The sequence below is a fragment of the Catenulispora pinistramenti genome, from assembly GCF_018274385.1.
Classification (GTDB): Bacteria; Actinomycetota; Actinomycetes; order Streptomycetales; family Catenulisporaceae; genus Catenulispora; species Catenulispora pinistramenti.
The window spans coordinates 1-21,277 of record NZ_JAAFYZ010000195.1 but is presented as its reverse complement, the minus strand read 5'-3'; the positions used below and the strand labels follow the sequence as shown (position 1 = coordinate 21,277).

Annotated in this window: 5 protein-coding genes and 1 pseudogene; all 6 read left to right on the top strand. The window is 71.4% G+C overall.

Annotated elements, in window-relative coordinates:
* Window positions 1-929: pseudogene (locus KGQ19_RS37415) on the top strand (hypothetical protein); the annotation flags it as partial.
* Between the two features lie 95 nt (window positions 930-1,024).
* Window positions 1,025-1,465 (top strand): YbaB/EbfC family nucleoid-associated protein, encoded by a 441-nt coding sequence (locus tag KGQ19_RS37410; protein WP_212018240.1) that lies wholly within the window; start codon window positions 1,025-1,027, stop codon window positions 1,463-1,465.
* Entirely contained in the window at window positions 1,462-1,797 is a 336-nt protein-coding gene (locus tag KGQ19_RS37405; protein WP_212018238.1) for a WXG100 family type VII secretion target, read from the top strand. Before KGQ19_RS37410 ends, KGQ19_RS37405 begins: the two co-directional genes overlap by 4 nt.
* Window position 1,798: 1 nt before the next feature.
* Entirely contained in the window at window positions 1,799-19,153 is a 17,355-nt protein-coding gene (locus KGQ19_RS37400) for a DUF8616 domain-containing protein (RefSeq protein WP_212018236.1), read from the top strand.
* A complete protein-coding gene (locus KGQ19_RS37395) occupies window positions 19,150-20,658 on the top strand; it encodes a hypothetical protein (protein WP_212018234.1) in 1,509 nt (502 codons plus the stop codon). Before KGQ19_RS37400 ends, KGQ19_RS37395 begins: the two co-directional genes overlap by 4 nt.
* 10 nt (window positions 20,659-20,668) lie before the next feature.
* Window positions 20,669-21,046 (top strand): hypothetical protein, encoded by a 378-nt coding sequence (locus KGQ19_RS37390; RefSeq protein ID WP_212018233.1) that lies wholly within the window; start codon window positions 20,669-20,671, stop codon window positions 21,044-21,046.
* Window positions 21,047-21,277: the final 231 nt, after the last annotated feature.

Genomic DNA, 21,277 nt, shown 5'->3' with positions numbered 1-21,277 from the left:
CCGGAGGCGGCGGCGGAACCTTCGGCGGTAACGGCAACGGCAACGGCGGAGGCCCCGGCGGCGGCGGTGGGATTTTCGGCGGCGGCAACGGCGGCGGCGGGACGTTCGGCGGTAACGGCGGCGGTCCTGGCGGCGGCGGCAGTGGAGGGACGTTCGGCGGCAACGGCGGCGGTAGCGGCGGAACCTTCGGCGGGGGCGGCGGTCCCGGTCCCAACGACCCGTTCGGCGGCGGCAACGGCAGTGGCGGAACCTTCGGCGGCAACGGCGGCGGTAACGGCGGCGGTAACGGCGGAACCTTCGGCGGGGGCGGCGGTCCCGGTCCCAACGACCCGTTCGGCGGCGGCAACGGCAGTGGCGGAACCTTCGGCGGCAACGGCGGCGGCCCCGGCGGCGGCGGAATCTTCGGCGGCGGCCCCGGCGGCTCCCCGGGCGGCGGTGCCGACAAGTACGGTTCCGGCTTCACCCCACCGCCGAGCAGCCTGCTGTCCACTCCTCCGCCCCCGGCGTCCGAGTTCTCCCCGGGCAGCAACCAGAGCTTCAGCAACGGCGATCCCAACTTCGGCGGCGGCGGTTTCGGCGGCGGAGGCAGCGGCTTGGGTTCAGGCCCGGGCGGCGCGCTCGGCGGCTCCGGCGGCGGCACGTCCGGCAACTTCACCGGCACCAACGGCCCGAACCCCAGCGACCTGGCCGCCAACGACCTCGCGGCCAAGACCGCCGCCGACGGCAACGCCACCGGCGGTGGCGGCATGGGCATGGGCATGCCCCCGATGGGCGGCATGGGCGGCGGGATGCCCGGCGGCCAAGGCGGGGGCAAGGAACGCGAGCGCAACACCTGGCTCACCGAAGACGAGGAAGTCTGGGGCGCCCGCAGCGACGCCGTGGGCGGCATCCTCGGCGCGCCGCCCGACCCCGGAAACGGTCGCTGGTGACCAGCACCGGCTCCACCAGCCGCGGTCCGGCCACCGGCCGGGCCGCGGCGTCCGCGCGCCACCCCACTGCCACAGCACCGAAAGGCCCGAGTGCGATGACCACCGCCGACCACCGCCCCGACAGCCATCCCGGCCTGGCCTTCGACCGTGCGAAGATCGCCGAGCTGGTCGCCGACTCCGAGCGCCGCATGACCGCCATCGCCGACGCGCAGCAGCGCATGGCCGAACTCACCGTCAGCACGCGCTCGCGCGACCGCTCGCTGTCCGTGGGCCTGGGCGCCGGCGGCGTGCTGACCGAGCTCACCTTCCACACCACCGCCTACCGCGACATGGCCCCGGCCCAGCTCTCGAAGCTGGTGCTGGACACCGTCACCGCGGCGCGCGCCGAGTACGCCGAGCACGTCAGTGAGCTGATGGCGCCGGTGCGGGCCGGGGCGGCGCTGCCCTACGAGCAGATCATGGCCGGCACGTTCGACGTCTCCGCGTTCCTGCGCGAGGGACACGTGGGCCTTGCGGACCAAGGAGATCAGGCATGACCATCCAGGCCGATCCGGACGACCTCGACAAGCACGGCCGCGAGTTCCAGGGCCACGTCCAGGACATGCTCTCCATCCACAGCGAGATGTACAGCCTGCTCGACGGCGACATCGGGCTGCGCGGCGACGACGAGTTCAGCCGCGCCTTCCAGGAGAACCACGTCGTCCGGCTCCGCGATCTCGCCGACAGCGTCCGGGGCGCGAGCGACGGCGTCAGCGGTATCAGCCAGGGCATGCAGCAGATGGCGGCCGACTACCGGGCCACCGACGCCGCGGCCTCGGACGGTGTGTCCAGCCTCACCGCCCCCGACTCTCCCCACACAAAGCTCTGACATGGGCCTCGATCTCCCCGCCCCGTTCCGCTGGCTGTTCGACCTCCTCGGCACGAAGTACCCGGCCGTGGACGAGGACAAGATCGCTCAGTTCAGCCGGCAGGTCGGCGGGATCGGGCTGCGCATCGACCAGACCGGCTCCAACATGGTCGACACCGTCCGCCGGGCCAACCTGTCCGGTTCGGGCCCGGCGATGACCGCCTACACCGACAACATGCGCGACGTCGTCGACAACGGCATGCCCGGCATGGCCGACGGCGCCCGCACGATGGCCGACGGGATCTACGACGCCGCCCTGCAAGCCGAGTACGCCAAGGGCACCGCCGTCCTCAACATGGCGATCATGGGTCCGACGATCATGCAGGCCATCGCCGACGCCCCGGAGACCTTCGGCGCCTCGATGGCGGTCGCCGAGGCCGGCATCGCCGCGCTGCGCGCCACCATCCCCAAGCTGTTCACGCAGATGGTCGAGAAGGTCGCCACCAGCACCGCGATGGCCGAGGGCAGCGACGTGGCGGTGCAGGGCTACCAGACCCTGATCAAACGCGACCGGGCCGGCTTCGACGCCAACCTCTCGCTGAGCACCGTCGAGAGCGCGGTGGCCGGCGGCATCGTCCAGGGCGGCATCGACGGCGCCCTGATGAAGTTCGTCCCGAAGTACTTCAAGACCGCCTCGGTCGGCATCACCGACCCCGGCAAGCTGATCTGGGCCCCGCCGAAGTGGGTCAACATGGCCAGCCAGGCCGGGAACAACACGATCACCTCGCTGCTCATGTCCGGTATCGAGGGCGCGCCCATCAACGGCATGAGCCTGCTCATGGGCGGGGCCCTCGGCGCGGGCATGGGGGGCCTGGGCCGCGGCCGCGGCACCAAGATCGAGTCGTTCGACGACTCCCACATGAACGAGACCTTCCTCAACGGCGACAGCTGGGTCCGTCCGAACGGCGCCTACACCGACAACAAGACCGGCAACGACGACCTCTCGTTCACCATCCGCCGCCAGCCCGGCTCCACCGACGGCACGCAGACCGTCTACTACGGCGACCCGAACGTCACCCACCCGGACGGCACCCCGCCGCTGCCCGAACGCCTCGGCCCGGTCATCGACCAGGTTCAGGCGAACCGCCCCGAGGGCGCGCCCAACCCCCATGTCGTCGTCCTGGAGAACGTCCCTCCCGACCAGTTGGACGACATCAAGGCCCTGGCGGCCGACAACGGCGTGAACATCGTCGTCCCGCACGGCACCGTCGAGACCGGCCCCAACGGCACCATCCGGGCGACCGGCGGCGACGGAACCGGAACCGGTGAGGACACTGGCTTCCACCTGATCAGCCCCGACGGCACCGTCGAACACCTCGGTCCGGTCTACGACCCGCGCCAGACCGTGGGCGAGCCGATCAGCGGCGGCGAACCGCCGCAGGCCCGCGTCACCCTGGGCAACGGCGGCGACAACTACGTCTCCAAGCAGGTCCCGGGCGAGGGCGACACCACCGTGTCCACGCTGGTGGATTCGGCGCTGAGCCAGGGCGTGCCCAAGAGCAGCGTCCACGCGCAGGGCCTGGACCTGTCCAACCCCTCCGACATCCGCGAGCTGAACAACCGAGTCGCCGACAGCGTCCAGTCCCAGAGCACTGACACCCGCGGCGGCTCCAACACCCTGCTCAGCGATCTGTCCCCGCACGACGCGAACGCCGTGCTGGATCGCCTCGGGCCGCCGAATGCGTCTTCGACCCCGCACATAGACGGCCTCGGTCCGGCCGCCTCGAACCCGCACACAGTGCACAGCGCCGATCCGACCCGCGAGCCATCGACCGGACCGGCCCCCGATCCGACCCGGGAACCGTCCGCCGGTCCGGCACCCGACACGATCCGCGAACCGTCCGCCGGACCCGCCGCCAACCCGACCCGGGAACCGTCCGCCGGCCCGGCCCCCGACCCGACTCGCGAACTGTCCCCTGGACCCGCCGCCAACCCGACCCGCGAACCGCTCGCCGACCCGGCCCGCGACCCGATCGCCGAGCTCGACACCCGCCTGAACCAGGACCCGGCGCCAGTCCTGGCCGCCCTCCAGGACCACTACTCGGCCACCGGCAACCACGGCATGGCACAGCTCACCACCTTCGCTCAGGACAAGGTGGCCAGCGGCGGCGGCCTTCCCCAGCACAGCGACCTGATCGACCACGCCATCCGCGAGCCCCTGGCCGCCAAGACCCCGCTCAGCGACGAGATCCTGCACACCGTCGGGCAGGCCCTGGGCCTGGATGTGGTCGTGGTCAGCGGCGACAAGCCGGCCGTCCACCTGAACGGCGGCAGCGGTAAGCCGGTCTACGTCCACCGCGTCCCCACCGACGACGGCGGCGACCACTACCGCGCGCTGCGGCCCGAGACCAAGCCGCAGGCCAAGATCGGCCGCCGCACCCCCCACCCGCTGCCCGGCGACGGTCCGAAGCCCACCCGTTCAAAGCCCACCGGTTCCAAGCCCACCGGCCCGAAGCCCGTCGGTTCGAAGCCCGTCGGTTCCAAGGCCGGTGGCCGCCCCACCCCCAGCCGGGGCCCGATCAGCTCCGTCAGCAGCGCCATGCACCACCCGGGCGGCGGCACCGTCAGCAAGGCTCTGCTCCGCCCGGCCGGCGGTCCCCAAAAGACCCACGACGCCCACGGCGACCACCCGGGCGGACTCGGCGAGCACCTCCCCGTCGGCTTCGACACCATCGAGCAGCACCACAGCGACGCCTCGAAGCTCACCAGTGCCCTGGCTTCGATGGACAAGGCGAAGAACGCCCCCTACCGCCAAGCGCCCGGCTTCCAGGACCTGGCGGACAAGGCCAAGGCCGTGGCCGCGCAGACCGACGACACCAAGCACGTGGAAGCCGTCTACGATCTGCACTCCGCCATCGAGAAGTTCACTGACTCCCTGCCGCCCGAACTCCAACACGACTTCGAGCACACAGAGCTCTACAACGCGACCATACGAGCCGCCGCCCGCGTGGCGATCGTCGAGCTGCGGCTGGGCCGGAACACCTCCGGGTTCAAGGTGCACACCGGCCACGACTTCCCCGACCCCGCCGCCGAGGCGCACTGGGTCGAACAGGTCCAGAAGAACTTCACGCAGAGCACTGACAACGTCCTGTGGATCCGCAACACGAAACATCCAGAGGACGCCAGGCTCGGGGCGTCGGTCAACGCCATGGCCAAGAAGCCCGACCCCGACTACTTCACGGTCGCCCTCCACGGCTCGCCGGGCGCCGTCCACGTCGGCAACGGCCACCTGTCCGTCAAGGAGACGGCCGCTCTCATCAAGGCCGATCCGCACTGGTCCCAGAACCAACGGCCGATCCGCCTGTTCTCCTGCTACACCGGCATGCACGACCAAGGCTTCGCGCACGCGCTGTCCAAGGAACTGGGTGTCGACGTCAAAGCGCCCAACGACAAAGCCTGGGCCGACCGCAACGGCAACACCCATGTCTCAGAGAACATGTACAAGTACGACGACAAGGGCGTGCCGAGGCCGGCCCCCAGTCGCAAGGAGCCCGAAACCGGCGCCTGGCACCAGTTCTCCCCGGACCAGACCCACAAGCTGGCGCCGAACCAGAACCTGGGACGCACCTCCGCGCTGACGCTGCTCACCCGGACCCTGCCGCACAGCGAAGACCAGATCCGTACCTTCCCCGAACCGGCCCGGGAACCGTTGCGCGCCCTCGCCAGTGCCCTGCACACCAGCGACACGCTGTTCGACCGCCCGCAGATCGACCAGCACCTGAACAAGATGCGGGACAACCTGTCGGACCTGCTCGACGACAAAACCCTCCAGACTCTGATCGCCCACGTCCCGAGCACGCACGGCGACCTCAACGCAGCCCTGCACCACCTCTCGCACGCCGGGCCGCAGCAGGGCTCCGCCTCGCACAGCGCACACAGCACCGCCGGATCACACAGCACCGGATCACAGCACGCCGGATCACAGCACGCCGCGGCGTTCGACGCCCTCGGCGACCACCAGGCCGGCGAATCCGGCTGGCACGGGCCCCTCGACACCCTCTCCTTCGACACCGTCCAGGAGCACAAGAACGACAGCGCGGTCCTCGCCGGCGCCCTGACCGCCATGGACCAGCAGCCGAAGTGGGCCCCCTTCCGGCAGCATCCCGCCTACCCGGGGCTGGTTCACAAGGCGAACGCCGTGACCGCGCAGACCGACGACCGCGCCCACCGGGCCGCCGTCCTCGACTTGCACGCCGCCCTGGAGAGTTACACCGACTCGCTGCCGCTGTCTCACCAGCAGCGGTTCGAGCACTCACCGCTCTACCACGCCACCTGGCAGGCGCACTCCAGCGTGAACATCGTGGACCGGCGGCTGGGCCGGGACACGTCCGGGTTCAAGGTGCACGTCGGCCGCGACTTCCCGACCCCCGCGTTCCGCGACCACTTCGTCGAGCAGGTCGCGAAGGACTTCACAGAGGGCACCGAAGACGTGCTGTGGATCCGCAGCCCGCACCACACGCAGGACACCAACCTCAGAAGAGCGGTCGACGCGATTGCCAAGGCGGCCGACAAGCGATACTTCACCGTCGCCCTCCACGGCTCACCGGGGGTCGTGCACGTCGGCAACTTCAACCTGTCGGTCAAGGAGCTGGCCGCCCTCATCAGCGCCGACAAGCACTGGTCGCAGAACCGGCGGCCGATCCGCCTGAGCTCCTGCTACACCGGCATGCACGACCAGGGCTTCGCCCACGAACTGGCCAAGGAACTGGGCGTCGACGTCGTAGCCCCGGACGACATAGCCTGGAGCAACATCAGGGGCGAGGTCCGCGTCTCGGAGAAGATGTACGAGTACGACGACAACGGCGTGCCACAGCCCCCCAGGCGGAAGGACCCGGACACCGGCGCCTTGCGCCGGTTCTCGCCGGACGGGACCACCAGGCTGGAACTGGAGCCGAACCAGCACCTGGGACACCCGGCCGCGACGACCCTGCTCACCCGGACCCTGCCGCACTCCGAGAACGAGATCAAAACCTGGCCCACGCCGGCGCGGAAACCATTGCGCACGCTGGCCAAGGCCCTGCACGCCGACGACACGCTGTACGACCGCCCGCAGATCAGCCAGCACATGGACCAGGTGCGGACCAACCTGTCGAACCTCCTGGACGACAAGACTCTCAGCACCCTGACTGCCCATGTCCCGAACCACCGGGGCGACCTTCGCGAGGCCCTGAACCAGTACACGCACGCCCGACAAGCACTGGGCTCCCCTGCCCAGGGCTCCCACCTCCCGCACGGCGCCGCCAATCCAGACCACGACGTCGCGTTCGACCACGACGACCCGCCAGGCGCGCTCCTGGACGAGCACCGGATCGACGCCGCGAACCTCACCACCGCCCTGGCCACGATGGCCGCGCCGGGGTTCTCGGCCTTCCACCACACGCCCGGTTACCAGGGCCTGGTGGACAAGGCCAGGGCCGTGGCCGCGCAGACCGACGCCCGCGGACATGTGGCCGCGCTCTACGACCTGCACGCTTCCATCGAGAAGTTCACCGACTCGCTGCCGCTCCAGGACCAACACCGGTTCGAGCACACCGAGCTCGGCAGGACCGCCATCGGGGCCTACCACCGGGCGGCCACCGTGGAACTGCGGCTGCGGCGGAACACCGCCGGGTACAAGGCGCACATCGGGCGCGACTTCGTCGACGCCGCCGCCCGCTCCGCCTGGGTCCAACGCATCGGGCGGCACCTCACGGAGAGCACACCCGACCTGCTGTGGGTTCGCAGCCCGTACCACTGGCACGACCTCAAGAACGAAGAGTTCATCAAAGCCCTGTCCGCGGACCCGCGGTACTTCACCGTGGCCCTGCACGGATCGCCCGGCATCGTGCACATCGGCGACCACAACCTGTCGGTCAAGGACCTGGCCGCCCTCATCGTCGAGAACGAGCACTGGTCCCAGAACCAGCGGCCGATCCGCCTGCACTCCTGCTACACCGGCATGCTCCCCGACGGCTACGCCCACGAACTGTCCAAGGAACTGGGCGTGGACGTCATAGCGCCGTCCGACATCTCGTGGGCCGACTACTTGGGCAACCTGCACGTCTCGGAGAACCTGTACGACTACGACGAGCAGGGCGCGCCACGGACGGTTCCGGACTTGAGCAAGGACCCCGAGACCGGCGTGATGCGGCGGTTCTCACCGGACGGGACCAGCACGCTGGAACTCGCGCCGAACCAGCAACTGGGGCACACCGCCGCGCTGACAATGATCAGCCGGGTCGTGCCGCTCGGCGCGGACGAGATCCGAACCTTCCCCGAGCCGGTGCGGGAGACGTTGCACGCGCTGGCGAGCGCCGTGCGGGCCGAGGACACGCTCTTCGACCGCGCGCGGATCGACCAGCATCTGGACCTGGTACGGGACGAGTTGTCCTACCAGCTCGACGACAGCACCGTCAGGGCTCTGCTCACCCACGTCCCGTACCAGCACGGCGATCTGCGTGAGGCCCTGTACCACTTCTCGAACGCGCAACAGGACCACAGCTGGGCGCCCCACGACGCGCAGGCCGTGTCGTTCGACTCCTTCGACTCTCACGGCGACCACCCGGACACCATCTCGCGGGCACTACCGCCGGAAACCCTTCAGGCGTTCAGCGAACACAGCGCCGACAGCCTGCGGCTGTTCGACCGCCTCGGCGGGCTCACAGACCACGTGCCGGCGAATCACCTCCGCGACCTGATCACGGAGGCCGGCAGCGCCACCGAGTACCAGCAGCGCTACAAGCTCCTGCGCCAGCTCCACTCCACCATCACGGGCCTACAGCCCGACAGCCTGCGCAATCGCGTCCAAGGCTCCCTCTTCCACCGCCACCTGTCCGACCTGATGCGCGAGCACGGCGACGACTCCTACACCAACGAGATCAACCGACACGACCCGCCGCTGTTCCAAGACCCGGGCGAGGCCGCCGAGTTCATCAGGGATCACGTCGTCAAACGCCCCGACGGCACCGGGATCTGGATCCGCGACGAGCAGTCCGAGCGCGACATGCGGCTGCGCGAGTCGAGTGCTTCGCTGCCGGCCGATCCGGGCTGGTTCACGATCGACATGCACGGCTCGGGGCTGCGGGTCTTCGTCGGCAAGGTGGGCCTGCACGAGGCTGATCTGCACAACCTGCTCCAGCACATCCCGGAGTGGAAGGACGACCCGCGCCCGATCCGGCTGGCGTCCTGCGACAGCGGCGAGTTCGACGACGGCATCGCCCAGCGGCTGGCCGATCTGATCGGATACCCCGTCAAGGCACCGAACACCAGCGTGTGGACCAACCACAGCAACCAGCTCTACGCCACCGCTCTGAGCCACGCCCCCGACGGCAGGGAAAGGGTGCGGGAGCGGGTCGACGGCGCCATGCGGGTCTTCCCGCCGCGCACGCTGAACCCGGACGGCAGCCTGCACAGCGAGGTCCGTCTGGACACCGACTACGAATACCTCGGCCGCAACCCCGCGCTGACCGTCCTGAGCCGGGCCATCGCCGGCTCCTTCGGCGACGCCCTGGCCGGAGCCGACCCGCACCTGCGCGGCACCGTGAACGACTGGCGGCACCTGATGCGCCAGACCCACGGGACGAGCGCCGAGGCGGCCGATCTGTCCGAGACCGCCCGCAACGCACTGGACAAGGTGCTCACCCCGGACACCGTCCAATGGATGTTCCGGCACACCCGGCCCGGCACCGAGGTGAATCAGGCCCTGCACATACTCTCCGGCTCCCGCAGACGCGCCCAGCACGGCGGGAGAGATCCCCAGCCGGGCAACGGGAGGATCCGGGCGACGGCGACGAAGGGCTCCGGCAGAACCGGGTCCACGCCGCGGCACGGTGGCGCCGGCGGGCACGAGATCAGTCTCAGCGCCACCGAGGGCCACCGGCTCGACGCCGATGCCATCACCGCCGCCCTGGGCCACGCGGAGCCCGTCGTCAAGAGAGCGCCCGGCTTCCAAGACGTCGCGGACAAGGCCCGTGCGGTAGCCGCGCAGACCGACCGCCGCGGGCATGTGGACGCCGTCTACGACCTGGCGGGCACCCTTGAGAAGTTCACCGGCTCGCTGCCGCCCGGATGGCGCCGGACGTTCGAGCGCACAGAGCTCTACTGGGCCGCCGACAAGGCACTCGCGAGCGTGGCCGCCGTCGAGCTGACCCTGCGCCGGCACACCGCCGGGTTCAAAGTCCGCGTCGGGCACGACTTCGCCGATGACGCGGCCCGCGACACGTGGCTCGCCCGTTTCGAGGACTACACGCAAAGCAGTGCCGACGCGCTGTGGATCAGAGACCTGGATCAGCCGGTCGACACCGCGCTGCGGCCGCTTTTCGAGAAACTGGCCGGCAGCCAGGGCTCCAAGGAGTTCTCGGTCCTCCTGCACGGCACGCCCCATGCGGTGAAGGTCGGCGGCAACTACATGTCGGTGAAGGATCTGGCGGCGGTCATCCGCGACGACCAGAACTGGGGCGGTCGGCCGATCCGGATGCACTCGTGCCTCACCGGCATGGACGACCACGGCTTCGCCCACGAGCTGTCGAAGGAACTGGGCGTGGACGTCATCGCGCCGAACGACGTCGAGGGCTTCAACTTCAAGGGCGAGACGTACGTCACCGAGAAGCTGTACGAGTACAACGACAAGGGCATACCGAAACCGCCCCGGGGCAAGACGCCTTGGACGGGCGCCCTTCGCAGGTTCTCGCCGGACGGCAGCGTCCGGCTGGAGCTGGAACCAGGCGAGCGGATGCGCGTCACCCCCGCCACGACGCTGCTGATGCGCACCCTGCCCCTCACCGAGGCGGAGATCAAGGCATGGCCCGAGCCCGCGCACGGGCCACTGCGCGCACTGGCCCGCGTCCTCGCCGTCGATGACACGCTGTACGGACCGGTCGAGGTCTCCCGGCACCTGGACAACACGCGGAAGGAGCTGTCGAAGCTCCTGGACGAGAACACTGTCCGGACGCTCAGCACCCACGTACCCGGCGAATACGGCGACCTTCGCGAAGCCCTGCGCCACTATTCGCTCGCTCGGCCGTGGTGGGCTCAGTTGCTGGCCGGCCCTTGGTTTGGTTCGTCGGCGAAGCCCGGGATCACCATCTCCGGACACGATCAACCGGCTTCCGCTGTCCACCCCGCCGCACAGCACCCCTCCGCGCAGCATTCCGCCCCGCAGCGCCCCGCCGCGCAGCACTTCGCCGCGCCGGTCGGCGACACCCACGTCTGGGATCCGACGAAGCCCCAACGCATCGAAGCGTTCGCCGATCACCGGCAAGCCGCCTCGTTCCTCGCGCGTTTCGGAGTCGGCCACGGCCGCACCCTGCACCTGCGCGACAGCTCCGATCCCGACGCCGCTGCCCACGAGATCGGCGCGCGCGACCTGCTCCCGGACCCCGACGGCCGGCTGACGCTCGCCGCCCATGGCGAATCCGACCACGTGCGCGTCGGCGGCTACGAACTGGGCGCCAAGGCCCTGGCCCAGCTGATCCGCGAGCACCCGGACTGGCCGGCGATCCAGAAGGTGGGCGTCCGTGCGGTCGTCTGCGATCTCGGCAAGGCGCCCGAAGGCGGCCGGGCCTACGCGAAGGATCTCGCCGACGAACTCGGCAGCCCCGTCGCGGCGCCCGACCGCAAGGTCTGGACCTCGGCCGACGGCGTGCCGCTGGTCGCCGACCCGGATCCGCGGCGCCCGTATCTGCCGTCGCTGTCCGCCACCGGCGTCTTCCACGACTTCGCACCGAGCCCCTCCCACCTCGCCGGCGCCCCGACGCACCCGCCCGCCGCAGCCCACATCGGCCCGGCCCGCATAGACCCGGCCCGCATAGACCCGGTCCACATCGACGCGGCTCACAGCGACCCAGCCCACATCGACCCGGCCCGCTGGCAAGACCAGGTCCTGCGATGGGCACCGGCCTACACCGCGGCACCCCGAGACGACCACGGCGGCCTCGTGGACCCGCTGGTCCCCTGGCACAACCGCGACGGCTCGGGGATCCACGCGCTGGGCGACCTCGCCGTCGTCTCCGCCGACCGGCCGCCGGACGCACCCGCCCAGGCCGCGGCGGTGGTCACCGCGCTGAAAGCCGCAACCCTCAGCGACCGGCCCGGGGATCAGAAGCCTGAGACCCTGGACAGCCACCTCTCCGCTCGCCTGGCCCACGACCTCGACCACGAGATCGACACCGCCCTGGACGCCACCGACGCCGAGACCTGGCAGACCCTCCTGCGCTCGGGCATGACCCTCGGCGACGGCGACACCGCGCTGCGCGTGCGGTTCCGCCTGGCCGGCGACACCGAGGCCCCGCCGGCCTACGACCGCGACCCGGTACTCAGCGAATTCCTGTCCAAGTACGGCGACATCGCCTTCGTCCGCACGGCGACGCGGGAGATCAGCCGCGGGCTGGGGTTCCTGGCGGAGAGCATGAGGAAGGTGGGCTCCGCGCTGTTGGTGGTCGCCGTCAAGCCCGGGGTGACCACCACCCGGGGCACCGGCCACAGCGTGGCCGACGAGGTCCAGCTGGGCAGCCGGGCCACCAACAACGCCCGGGTCGGCGTCGTGCACGGGCTCCGGATCGAGGTCGACGCCCACCTGCGCGACGGCCGGACCGCCACCGTCTCGCACACCGTGATCGGCAAGACCGTCACGGCCACCTACCCGGCCGCCTACGGCCGGGGCACGCCGACCGGCGCCAGGGTCATCGCGGTCCGCGACCCGCGGGCGATCGAGCGCTTCGACTACACGCTCGGCGCGGTGGACACCAAGCCGGTCGAGGACGCGTTCCTCAAGACCCTGATCGGCGAAGGCCGGGTCGCGCCCAAGCGGGCCGCCGCGGTCGTCGACGCGGCCACCGAGGGGTTCCTGGACGAGAAGTCGGTGCGCGACCGCGGCCAAGCGCTGTTCACCGGATCCCTGCCGACGAACTTCGTGCGGCTCAAGGGCTTCTCCGGCTACACCGGCCTGGGGGCGTCCATCGTCTCCCTGGAACGGGTGGACGTCAGCTCCGAGGGCGGCATCCGCAACGACATCGCCGAGACCGTGACCGTCGAGCACAGCACCCGCCACGGCCAGCAGGCCCAGCTGCGGGTCGGCGCCGAATACTCGCTCACCGACGGCATCACCGCCGCCGCCAACATCGACGGCAAGCTCACCTCCGGGCACGCCACGTCCTCGCAGGTACAGGGCCAGGCCAAGACGGCGGTCACGCACGGCGGCGACAAGGTCCGCTACAAGGCCGTGCTGCGGATCGACGGCCGGATCGAGGCCGACCGACGCGTCCACGCCGGCCGGGACCACCTCGGCCTGACCGATCCGGTGCTGCCGTTCCACGCCGAAGTCACCGGCGAGATCATGGTGCCCGAGCACCAGGCCGCCGCGTTCGAGCGCGCGGTGCAGGACCCGGCGGCGGCTCAGCCGGTACCGGCGCGCGCCGCCCTGGACGCCGCCGGAGCCCGCCGTGCCGCGACCCGGATCAACCCCGGCAACCGGCTCCCGGGGTTGACCGCCGGCTTCGCGACGGCCCACCCCAAGACGTATCAGCGGATGCTGCGATTCACCGCGGCCCACGGCTCGGGCCCCTCACCGCTTTCCCGGCACGGCCTGCCGGACAGCCAGGACCACAACGACCCGTTGCGGAACAGGCCGTCGGCAGCCGTCACGCCACCGGCCGTCGAGGGCATCCACAACGTCGGCGATCTGGTGCGGCGAGCAACCGCGGACCCGGATGCGCCCAAGGACATCGCGGTCGTCGCGCCGCGGAGGCCCGGCGCCGGGCTGAAGACCGCCGTCCACAGCCTGGGGGCCGCCGAGGGGCTGCGCACCACGGCCCTGGACGCCGAGCACGATCTGCTCGGCCGCTCGGACCTGCCGGCCGAGGGCTACGTCGTCAACCTGGCCGGACACGTGGTGTGGGGCTGGCGCGACACCGGAGGACACCGGTGGGGCGACACGGATGCGACCCGGCACAGTGCCCTGGTCGATCTGGCGCGCCAGGCCGGGAAGACCGGGCTGCAACTGGTGGTGCCGCGCGGCAGCCGCTTCGAGGCCGAGCTGCGGGCCGCCGTCAACGACGTCCGGCCGCAGGCATGGCCCGGGGATGCCGCAGCACGCCAGGAACGGCTCCAGCTCCAGAACCGGTTGAGCCCGGCCCGCGAGGACGGCGGTGCCGGCCTGGACCGTCTCAGCGCCGCCGACCTGACCCGGCTGCTGGTCACCGACCGCTCGGTGCGCATCGTCGACGAGCACGGCATCGCCTCACCCGCCCTCAACGCCCGCGAGCGGGTACGGGAGACGGTGACCCGGGACGCGACCGGCGCGGTCACCAGCCGCACCGTCGACATCGTCGGCGACAAGCCGGTGGACATCTCGCTGCGCCTCGGCGAAGAGCGCGCGATCGGCCAGGACGGCAGGGTGCTGCGTTCGGTCCGCTGGAAGCCGGACGGCACCCTCGCCGGCCACACGCGGCGCGCGGTGAACGAGTCCGATCCCCGCGCCGAGACCCCGGAACTCGTGTCGGGGACCGGTCTGGGCAGCGCCGCGCTCAAAGAGCTGCCCGGCGGCGAGCAGGTCCACGCCACGGTGCGCTCGATCGTGAACGACCTGTCCGCCGATCTGCGGGGCCGGCGATCGGGCCGGTCCGAGGACGATCCGACGGCGACCGCCCGGCGCGACCGCACCGCGGCCCGGCTGCGGTTCCGGCTCGACAAGCAGTTGCAGTTGGCCTTCGGCACGCCGAAACAACGGGGATCGCGCAGCCGGGGCCTGGACACCGGCATCGAGGAGGAGTTCCACTTCCGGGGGCGCACCTATCGGGTCTCGGTCGACCAGGTGGTGCTGGACCGCCGCAGCGGGCCGGCCACGCCGAGCGAGCCGGACGTCGCGATCGACCACCAGGTCAAGGGCACCCGGGGTGGCTCCAGCACGGTGACCCGGTCGTGGGAATTGGGTGTCGACGGCGGCGGCGGGGCCCGCGTCGAGCTGCCGCACGGCGCCGCGCTGGACCTCGGCAACTTCGTCGTCGGCATCGCCGGCGGGAAGGAGCACGTCCAGTCCGGCGCCACCGCGTCCAAGGGCTACAGCCGCCTGCGCGCGAGCAATGGCGAGGCGTTCCGGCCCGAATACGGGACCAGGTATCAGGTCACTGTCACCGAGAAGGCCCGCTACCTGAGCGGATTCACTCGCCGGCGCACGGTGAGCCGGATCATCGACGGCGAAGGCGTGACGGTCCCGGCGATCGTGCACTCGGCGTTCCGACCCGATGAGGCGACCGCGAGCCGGCCCGACTTCGTGCGGGCGAACCGCGACGTGGCCGCCACGATCGGCCGGACCAGCGTCCTGAGCGAAGCCGAGCACCAGGACCTGCGGCAGCACCCCGACCGTATCGACTTCAGCCGGTCCGGGACCGACGGTCTGCACGTCACGTTCGCAGGCCTGGACGCCACGGTGCGGCACACCTCGAAGCTGGTCATCGACCAGGCGCGGGCGGCGAACCCGCGGATCTCCGCCGCCGCCTGGCGGCATCCCGGCTACGTCGCGGAGGTCGAGCGGACCGTCGCCGAGGGCTTCCTGCGCTCCAACCTGCCGCGGCTGCTGAGCGGGCCGGGCATACCGATCCCGCTGCCCAAGGAGTACCACTGGGGCCCGGGGCTCCCCGACGCCGAGCGCTCGTTCACGCTGCGCGGGTTCTTCGTCGGCGCCGACCCGGCGGCCGGACACGACGGACCCGGCGCCTCGGTGGAGAGCTACAGCGAATACGACCTGAAGCAGACCAACGCCGACACCGGGCACCTCGCGATGCGCGGCCAAGGCCGGATCGGCCCGGTCTACAAGCCCCTGACCGGCGATCAGGCCCACGACAACGAGTCCGCGGCCGGACCATCCGGTGACGAGCTGTTCTCGCCGCCGTCCGGCGCGACCTCCGCGGGCGGGGCGAAACGCGGCGTCTCGAACAAGTTCACCGCCTCGCTCGGGGCCGAGGTCGGCGGAACGCTTTACAGCAAAACGGAATCCACGACGAAGGGGAGCATCGACATCTCGCTGCTCACCGAGAACGTCGGGCAGCAGTTCCGCCGCGCGCACCTGGTCCTGGAGGTCGCCGCGGACCGCCGACCAGTGGACGCCGGCCTGATCAACGGCTTCCTCGGCCGCCGGCTCCGGCCCAGCCACTACGACGCGACGCCGAGCACCGCTCACCTGCTGGTCGAGAACTCGGCCGAGCTTTCGATGAGCCGCACCCTGGCCGACGACATAGCCGACCCGACGCGTCTGGCACCGTTGCCGAAGGCGGAGCAGACCCGCTCCATCGCGCACCACGACGCCGCATTCGCGGCCGGCTACTCGACGCACTTCGACGACACATCCGCGGTCTTCTCCGAGAGCGGACCGAAGCATCCCGACGGACCCGAACAACTGCCGGCTGGTGTCGGCATCACCGGGGCGATCAAGCACGGTCTGCAAAGCACCGGCCTAGTGGGACCCGAGCACCTGACCGACGCCTCCGACATCTGGCGCGCGGTCACCGCCAAGTTCGATCCCGAGGCGCTCAAGGCCCACCCGCACGACCTGCTGAACGTCGGCCTGACCCACCGCATTGAGATCCCGGGCCCGCTGGGCAGCACCCGCCGGCTGACGGTCCGGGCCATCGCCGAGCACGACGACAGCGACCACATCCGGGAGCGCGACAAGGGCGTGGTGACCCTCGGTGGGCAGTCACTGAAGCAGGACGCGCACCTTGAGCACCAAGGGCTGCACGCGTCGGTCTTCGCCGAAGTGGGCGGACAGTTCACCCCGGACGGCCTGGCCGGCGGGACCCCGGGCGCCAGGGTGGAGCGGGTGACGACCCTGGAGAAGACCACGGGCACTCAGGCCGTCGTCCGGGACATCCGGCGGGCCGCCGCCGTCGCGGCCGAGAGCGACGAGTTCGAGCACAGGTTCCGGCTGCGGATCGAGATCCACGACGACACCGAACTGCCCGAGCCGATGGCCCGGCTCCCGCACCCGGGCACGTCCACCGCCGGACCGACACCGCTGGTGACGATCACCACCGCGCCGGACGCGGCCGGCGCCCGGACCCACGTCACGATGCGCAACGTCGTGCCGCGCCACCTCACCGAGGCCCGACAGCCCGGCGATCCATTGCCGCCACGGCCCGAACCGGGGCCCACGCCCACAGTCAGGGCCTCGACGGACGCCGACCGGACCGGACCGGACATGCTCGAACACGAACTCGGCGGGAAGCTGCAGGCGTTGAGCTTCCCCGACCTCGAACACGTCGCGGCCTGGGCCCCGGCGGCGACGCTGAGCCGGCACGGCAGCGCTCCCTACCTGGCCGGGACGGCCCGCGGCGCCGACCGCACCGACGGCACGCCGACCCCGCCGCACCTGGGCCGCTTCGCCCCGACCAGCGACCAGGGCAGCCGCCTGACCGAGTCGCTGACCAACCGCAACGTCCGCGACAACACCCGGGACCTGTTCCAGGGGTCCTTCGAGCTGCCCTCCGGCACGCTCGGCGTCCGGGTCGGCGTGATCCGGCCGATCGGCGAGCCGAGCAGCTACAGCGGCCTGACCTTCACCGAGCGCGCGGACGAGCCGATGTTCAAGGAGGCCGGCGGCACCGAATGGTCCGGCGACTTCAGCCTCGGCGGCAGCACCAACGACGGCGCCGGGCTCCCGGACACGGGGCCCTCGACGCACTCCGGCGTGGAGATGGAGGCGACGACCGGGGACTACGTCGAGTACAACCGGCAGTACAGCGGGGACTCCTATCCGTACGGCGGCCGGGCGACCTATGTCGTCGCCGGATCACGGGACCACTCGCTCATCATCGAGTCCGGCAAGGATTTCACCGGGCTGCTGCCCGCGGACTGGGCCAAGAAGGCAGCGCAGGACTATCCCTCGCAGGTCGTGCACCCCGATGCCAAGACCCTGCCGGATGACTCACAGGCGCGCGCCGCCGCGGTGACGAGGATCGCCGGGGCCGCCGGCTCCGACCCCGGTTCCGACCCCGACCCCGGCCGCGCCACCGAACCGCTGCGGCTGGTGGCCGATCTGAACGGGGCGACCGGCGCGGACGACTTCCTGCGGGCGGCGCGCGGACTCGCCGTCGACACCGGCCGGCCGGTGGACGTGGCGCTGGTGCACTACCGGGGCGCGGTGCCCGACCATCTGGAACACCACGTCTTCGAGCCTGCGGCAACAGAACACACAGACGCGCAGCGGGACGTCGCCGACCACCGGCGGCTGGCGCCGGACGCGGCGGGACGGCAGGACCGGCTCGCCACGGCACAGGACGACCTGACAGCCGTCTCCAGCCGGGAACAGCCCGCGATGCAGGCCGCACTGGACGCTCAACAGGCGCTGGCGGAGCATCGGAACACCGATCCACGGACCGTGGGCCAGCTGCGCGCGGATCTCGACGCGGCCCAACAGGCGCACGACACTGCACGCCTGTTCCAGCTTCGCAATACCCTGCGAGACCGGGAGACGCTGATCGAGCAGGCCTGGCAGCGCGGCCGGGTCGCCGTCGGCGCGCGGGGACGGATCGGCGCCGCGCAGGACCGGGTCGACGGGGCTCGCCGGGCCGTCGATGAGGTGGACCGGGCAGCGGCCCAGACCGCGGCGAGCCATCCGGTTTCGACAGCCGCAGCGCGGGACGCGGGCACCGCACAGACCGCCGACGCCGAACACCGCGGCGATCTCACCGGCGCCGCGACGGCATCCGCGGCGGTGAAGACCGCGTTGCAGTACTCGCCGTCCGGCTTCGCGCTGCCCGAGGACAACACGCAATTGGCCGCCGCGCACAGCCTGACGCCGCTGCCCGAGACCGTGATCCTGGCCGTGGGCAGCCGCCCGGACGCCGCGGGTGGCTACACGTTGCGGGGCCGGCCGATGACCCGGCAGGAGTTGGCCGGGGCGCTCATCGATGGGCTGGCCGCCTCGGCCACTCCGCTGCCCAAACGCCTGGTGATTCACGGTGCTGACAGCGGTGAGCTGGCGCGGGAGGTCAGCGCTGAGAACGCTCGGCGGGTGGCGGGCAACGCCGCCACAGCATCCGTGACGTCGGCGGCCGGCGGCGCGACACCGGCAGCGATTGCCGCTGCCACGCTGCCGACGGCGATCCACGTCATCGGCTCTCACGGAACCGCCGCGGAACTCTCCTCGGGTTCCTCCTGGACCGGCGCGATCACGGCGCTCGCGGACCGGTTCCTGCCCGATCGCGCCGGGTGGGTCGGCTATCGCGACGGTGTCCTGGTGCCCAACCCGGGCAGTCACTGGTACACCGATCTCGGCGCGCTGATCGCCGCCCTGGACGCGCCGTCGCGCCTGCCCCTGCTGACGAGGATGGGACTCGGAAAATGACCTCGACCGACGCCGCTGCCGTCCCGACGATGGGCGAGGCTTGTCACAGCATGCTGCTCCGCCTGGCCGGGCGGGTCCCCGACGAACTGCTGACCCTGAGCCGGGGCTGGCTCGCGGCCCACGAGCCGGAGAACCTGGCCCAGGCGATCGTGGCGTATTGCGTGTCGCAGCAGCAGACCCTGCCAGCCGAGGATGCCGCGCTGCTGCGGTGGATCCTCGAGGCCGCCGGGTTCGATCCGGTGGTCGTCGATCAGATCGAGACGACGGACCCCGCGATCGACGCGCAGCCGACGCATGTGTTCGCCCCCGCTTCTCCAGAGGTGATCCAACGCCGCGGCCACGAGTTCGGGCCCTGTCTGGACCTCACGTCCGGCCCGGACGCCGACCTCGCCGACCTCGCCGATCTCACCGATCTCACCGACGACCTGGACCGCGCCGGCATCGACGCGATGGCCGGGCTCACCGGCGCCGTCGCACTGTGGCGGGCCTGGCGCTCCCCGGCCGACGGCGCACCCTGGCCCGCGCCACGCCGGGTGTTCCTGCTGGCCGTGGCCGCCGCGAGCGAGCCGTGGCAGGCGGCGGCCACACTCCAGGACCGGCTGGCCGAACTCGGCGAGCCGCATCCCCAAGTGGAGGCGTTCACGGCGGACGAGCCCCTGCCCGGGTACCAAAAGGCCGCACGCGCCGCCTCCGCACTGCTGTGGACCCGCACCCGCTCCGAACCGGTGCGCCTGGCCCCGGTCTACGACGAAGCCTCCGACGGCACCCCGACCCTCGCCACGGACCGCCCCCGCCTGGCCGGCCCCGAGCGCGCCGCGGTCGCCGCCTCACTGGCCGCCGGAGCGCTCGTCCTGTCCACCACCGCACGCCTGGACGACCTGCTGCGCCCGGAGCACCGCGGCCGGGTCCCGATGAGCTTCCGCACCGACGGGGTATGGGTGTGGAGCGATGCCATCGGCTACTACGTGCGCGAGCACGGCGTCGCGCCGGTGGCCGAGTTCCTCGACCATCTCCGGTCCGGCCCGGCGCCGGACCCGGATGCCGTCGCGGTGTTCCGCGCGACGGCGGCGCTCACCCGGCCGCTGCCAGAGCCGCAGCCCGAGCCCGAAGCAGAGCCCGAGCCAGTACCCGAACCGGTGCGCAACACTGAACCGGAACCCGAACCCGAACCGGAACCAGGACCGCAGCCACATCACCCGGCAGCCAATCCAGCCGAGGAACCGGCCGCCGCGCCCCCGCACGAGGAGCCAGACCCCGCCGCGACTCCGATCGACGCCGCGACCCGCGAAGCACTCAGCCGCTTCACCCCCGACGAGCTCACCCGCTTGGAGCACCTGGCGCGCGAGACCTCCACCGACGGCTTCCACCGGCTCATCCTGCGCGTGAGCCTGTCCCCCGGCACGGTCCCGGAAGCCGCTCTCCTGGAGCGGGTGCCCGGGCTGTCCTCGCGCGATCATGTATTGCACGCCCTGCGCGAATTCCGCACCACAGCACCGACCGACTAGGACGACGACCATGACGACCACGACCCGCATCGCGAGAGTCTTCGACGGCGCCACCGACGGCGTCCCCTACTACGCCCCGGACCACCCCCGTCTGAACCCGGTAGACCGCACCCAACCCCTGGCCTACCTCGCGGCAGGCACACCCCTGCTCATGACGACGGCCTCCGAACCCGACTTCGTCGAACCCGCCCGAGGCGAAGTAGTCCCCATGGGCTTCCGCACCGACGGCACCTGGATCTGGAACGACGCCCTCACCTACTACCTCAGCGAGTACGGCTTCGCCCCCGAACCCGAATTCCTCGCCGCCATGCAAGCCGCCGGCTGGCAATGCCCCACCCCGCCAGAGGACGTCCTGGAGCGGGCGTTGGAGGAGCTTTTCGAGGACTAGCGAGCCGCGCCGGGTCTTCGGACTAGAGCATGCGCGAGCCCGTCGCCGCCAGCGGGCTGCCCCAAATGAAGCGATGCCCGCCGGAAGATCAGCGGTCGCTGTTCGCCATGGCCTGAAGGACAGCTGTCATCAGCTGCCATCAGCCTTCACCGCGCCATCAACCCTCACCGCGCCATCAACCCTCACCGCCATCAACCCTCACCCGCCCCCACTCCGACCACCGCGCCCAAC

Excerpts from the sequence above, each read along its gene's own strand:
- KGQ19_RS37405 (WP_212018238.1), top strand. The coding sequence starts at position 1,462 with ATGACCATCCAGGCCGATCCGGACGACCTCGACAAGCACGGCCGCGAG.
- KGQ19_RS37400 (WP_212018236.1), top strand. The coding sequence starts at position 1,799 with ATGGGCCTCGATCTCCCCGCCCCGTTCCGCTGGCTGTTCGACCTCCTC.
- KGQ19_RS37395 (WP_212018234.1), top strand. The coding sequence starts at position 19,150 with ATGACCTCGACCGACGCCGCTGCCGTCCCGACGATGGGCGAGGCTTGT.
- KGQ19_RS37410 (WP_212018240.1), top strand. The coding sequence starts at position 1,025 with ATGACCACCGCCGACCACCGCCCCGACAGCCATCCCGGCCTGGCCTTC.
- KGQ19_RS37390 (WP_212018233.1), top strand. The coding sequence starts at position 20,669 with ATGACGACCACGACCCGCATCGCGAGAGTCTTCGACGGCGCCACCGAC.